Genomic DNA, 3,444 nt, shown 5'->3' with positions numbered 1-3,444 from the left:
TTAACCAATTTAAACAATTAACCCTCTTCAACAGTTTTCAGTTCGCAATTTGCAGTAGCAATAGAGCCATCAAACAATTTAGCAATTGCACGATATAGCAATCGCTCGAAACAGTTAACCAATTAACCTAAGGCATCTGAAATAGTTTTAGTAATTTGGCGTTATGATTAACATGAAAAACACACTAATGATTTGCCTGCTTACCTTTACCATGTTCGGTTGCGGCATTAACAGACAGGCGCAACAAATAAAGGCGCTTGAAGATTGCACCTATAAAATTACAAGCGTACAAAATATATCCATCGCAGGTACCGATGTTAAAAAATTAATGGATCAGCAGAGTTTTAGCCTCACCAGTTTACCGGGTGTGGCTTTGGGTTTATTAAGGAAAGATATTCCGTTAAGTGCCAACCTGAATTTAGAAATCACCAATCCATCAAACAATTTGGCTGCCATTAATCAGTTCGAATATAAAATATTGGTAAACAACACCGATTTGGCAGAGGGTACCGTTAACCAGAATGTGAGCATTGCACAAGGGCAGAAAGTTACCGTTCCGGTGCAGTTGGTAAGCAACATTTACGGACTGGTATCAAACGGCAATGTTTTTAACGATATTATCAAAGCCGCTCAAAAAGGCGCCAATTCCAAAGATGAAAAACTGGGCTTATTAACCATTAAAATAAAACCAACCTTTATGCTGGGCAATACACCGGTAAAATACCCAGGTTACATTACCATTAATAAAGACATTAGCAGTAAAATTTTATTGTAAGAAATAGCATCGGATATAGCAAAGGAGTCAAGTTTTAAACTTGCTGTCGTCACCCTGAATTTATTTCAGGGTCTATCTCTAATAGAAAACCCCATAAAAAAGCCCGATCAGCATTAACTGCTAACCGGGCTTCCTGTTTAGGATAAAATCCTTATTTTTTATGGGGTGTCATCACCATTCCTTTAAAACCATTCGGATCCAAACGTTCATCCACCACTTTAATTTCTTCGGTTGATAATTTTGCGCCGGTAGAAACCGTTGAGGTGCTCAAACTTGATGTTTTCGCTGCAGGTATTACAAAAGTACCTGTTTTGGCATAAGCCAAAGCATAGGCCAATAAAGTTTCCGTTTCATCTCCAAAAGCTTTTGTCAAATCTTCAGTCGATGATTTATCCACTGCTAAACCCGAATAATAACCACCAACCCCGTTCTGGTTTTTCGTTTCAAATTCAGGGATGTACATATCCAGCTTATCAATCCTAACCGGGAAAAAACCAACAGGTTTGCCATAAGTTGTACTACCGATCAGTTTTACCTCCATTACCGGTTTTAAGCTGTTAATGGTAAGCTCGCTTGCCGAGGCTGTAGATCCTGTAACCAGAAAGTAAATCCTGTTTAGCGCCAGCGAACCTGATTTTGCAAATTTTTCAATATTATCAGCCGCAGTTGGCGAATAATTCAAATCGGCATAGGTGGCGTATTTCCCATTCACGCCCGTTGTAAAAGTCTGCAGTTTCCCTGCATCATCCAATAATGGCTGGTGGGCCAGTATAGATGCCTTCCGCTGTGCACTGGTGATCGATTGCAGGTAACTGTTATAATAAGAGGTAAACATGGTATTACCCGTTTGCGAAGCCGGCGCAGCCAGATTGATAATCTGCGTTGCAGTAGATACATAACCACCACCATTATAGCGCAAATCTACCACCAGTTCGCTTACACCCTGAGTGGCGAAATTAGAGAAAGCGGCATTTAATGCTGCAGACGCATTATTGGTAAAACTGTTAAAAACGATGTAACCGACTTTTTTGGTATCAACTGTATAAACATTGGTAAAAAGGATAGGATTAACAGTATAAACCGTACTGATTACAACAGCCGTTTTCGGATTGCCGCTGATATCGTTAAATGCCAAAGTTACACTCGGGTTGCTTCCAAAAATGGCACTGTTCAAAAAATCGATATTGGTATTGTTGTAAGTTAAATTCGTTCTTCCGTTTACAGCGGTTATCTTACAGCCACGCGTTAAGCCCTGCTGTGCTGCCGGCGAATTGGGATATACATATTTTACCCTTAAATCTGTTACGGTATTATAACCCACCGAAAAACCATAATCGTTGGCCGAGCCGTTAACATCGGCTTTTAATGCACCTGTTTTACCCGAAGTTGCAGCAGTATAATCAAAAAACGAGTATTTGGGTTCGGTAGAATTACTTACATATTCGTAAGGTTTGCCTGTTAAGGGATCAGCAGAATACTGTGTCATGGCATAAAGCTCTGCCTCGTTCGAACTAAAGCTACGTGGTTTAAATACATCATAGCTTGGTAAAGACGTATTCCAATAGTATAATTCTTTGCCATATAAAAAGATCGAATCTTTAGTCAGCTCGTCGCGGGTTCCGGAAGGCGTTGGTGTAGTTGGCGTAACCGGCTCCTCAGGTGTAATACTGCTTTTTTTACAGGCAGCGGCCATCGCCAAAATGATAGCACCCAGCACAATCAGGTGGGTAAATCTGTTATTTCTCATAGGTTTATTTGTAGCATTATAATGTATATATACGTGCTGGTTAAGCTTTAAGTTGTGCAGATATAAAATTTATCCTGCAACTAAATAAATTTAGGTTAAAATATTGTATAAATGAACATAAGTACCGTCGAACCAGGTAAATCTACCGATTAAAATTATTTTATCATTAGATGATAATGTTAAAAAAACAAAAATAAATCAGTCCTTGCCACCCCCATAAATTGTCGCCTTTGCACCGCTTTGCATAACGCCATATTTTGGAAATTTGTATAAGCTTGATGAAAACTCAATAATAACCCTATAAAAACAAAAAACTATGGAAAAGATTGAATTTAAGACCAGCATTAATGCCCCTGCCGGAAAAGTATGGGATGTGCTTTTCGGTGTAAAAACCTACCCGCAATGGACGGCCGTTTTTGCCGAAGGATCGTGTGTAGAAACCGATTGGAAAAAAGGCAGTAAGGCCCTTTTCCTCGATGCCAAAGGTGATGGAATGGTTGCGGTGATCCGCGAAAACATTCCCAATCAATATATGTCTATCAAACATGTTGGCGAGATCAAAGATGGCAGGGAAGAACTGCAGGATTGGGGCGAATCGCTCGAAAACTATACGCTGAGCGAAAAAGACGGCAAAACAGAACTGTTGATCGATATGGGAATTACCAAAGAATGGCTAGATTATTTCGAAAAAACATGGCCCAAAGCTCTGGATAAAGTAAAAGAGATAGCCGAAAAACAGCACAATCATATCGAAACATAAAAAAGAAGCCTTATAGAGCGGTTGAAGAAACTCAGATGACTTAGGTGGTAAAAAAAGAAAACCGCTACAATTAACCTGCCTACTTAAATGTTAAAGAATTTCGATAAAACCAAAAAAGCCCTTCATTTCTGAAGGGCTTCTGGAAGTGGTGCCACCTGGATT

The 3,444-nt window shown here is 39.6% G+C and carries 3 protein-coding genes; 2 read left to right on the top strand and 1 reads right to left on the bottom strand.

Annotated elements, in window-relative coordinates:
- Positions 1-172 precede the first annotated feature (172 nt).
- Positions 173-775: a hypothetical protein gene (locus tag B2V92_RS21565; protein WP_293312071.1), complete on the top strand. Its 603-nt coding sequence runs from the start codon at positions 173-175 to the stop codon at positions 773-775.
- Between the two features lie 151 nt (positions 776-926).
- On the opposite strand, the gene B2V92_RS21560 is transcribed toward B2V92_RS21565, so the two are convergent.
- Positions 927-2,522: a S41 family peptidase gene (locus tag B2V92_RS21560; RefSeq protein WP_293312070.1), complete on the bottom strand. Its 1,596-nt coding sequence runs from the start codon at positions 2,520-2,522 to the stop codon at positions 927-929.
- A gap of 316 nt (positions 2,523-2,838) precedes the next feature.
- Between B2V92_RS21560 and B2V92_RS21555 the strand changes: the two genes are divergently transcribed.
- Positions 2,839-3,282 (top strand): SRPBCC family protein, encoded by a 444-nt coding sequence (locus B2V92_RS21555; RefSeq protein ID WP_293312069.1) that lies wholly within the window; start codon positions 2,839-2,841, stop codon positions 3,280-3,282.
- Positions 3,283-3,444 lie beyond the last annotated feature (162 nt).

The sequence above is a fragment of the Pedobacter sp. UBA5917 genome, from assembly GCF_002432345.1.
Taxonomy (GTDB): Bacteria; Bacteroidota; Bacteroidia; order Sphingobacteriales; family Sphingobacteriaceae; genus Pedobacter.
This window is presented reverse-complemented; position numbering and strand designations above follow the sequence as displayed.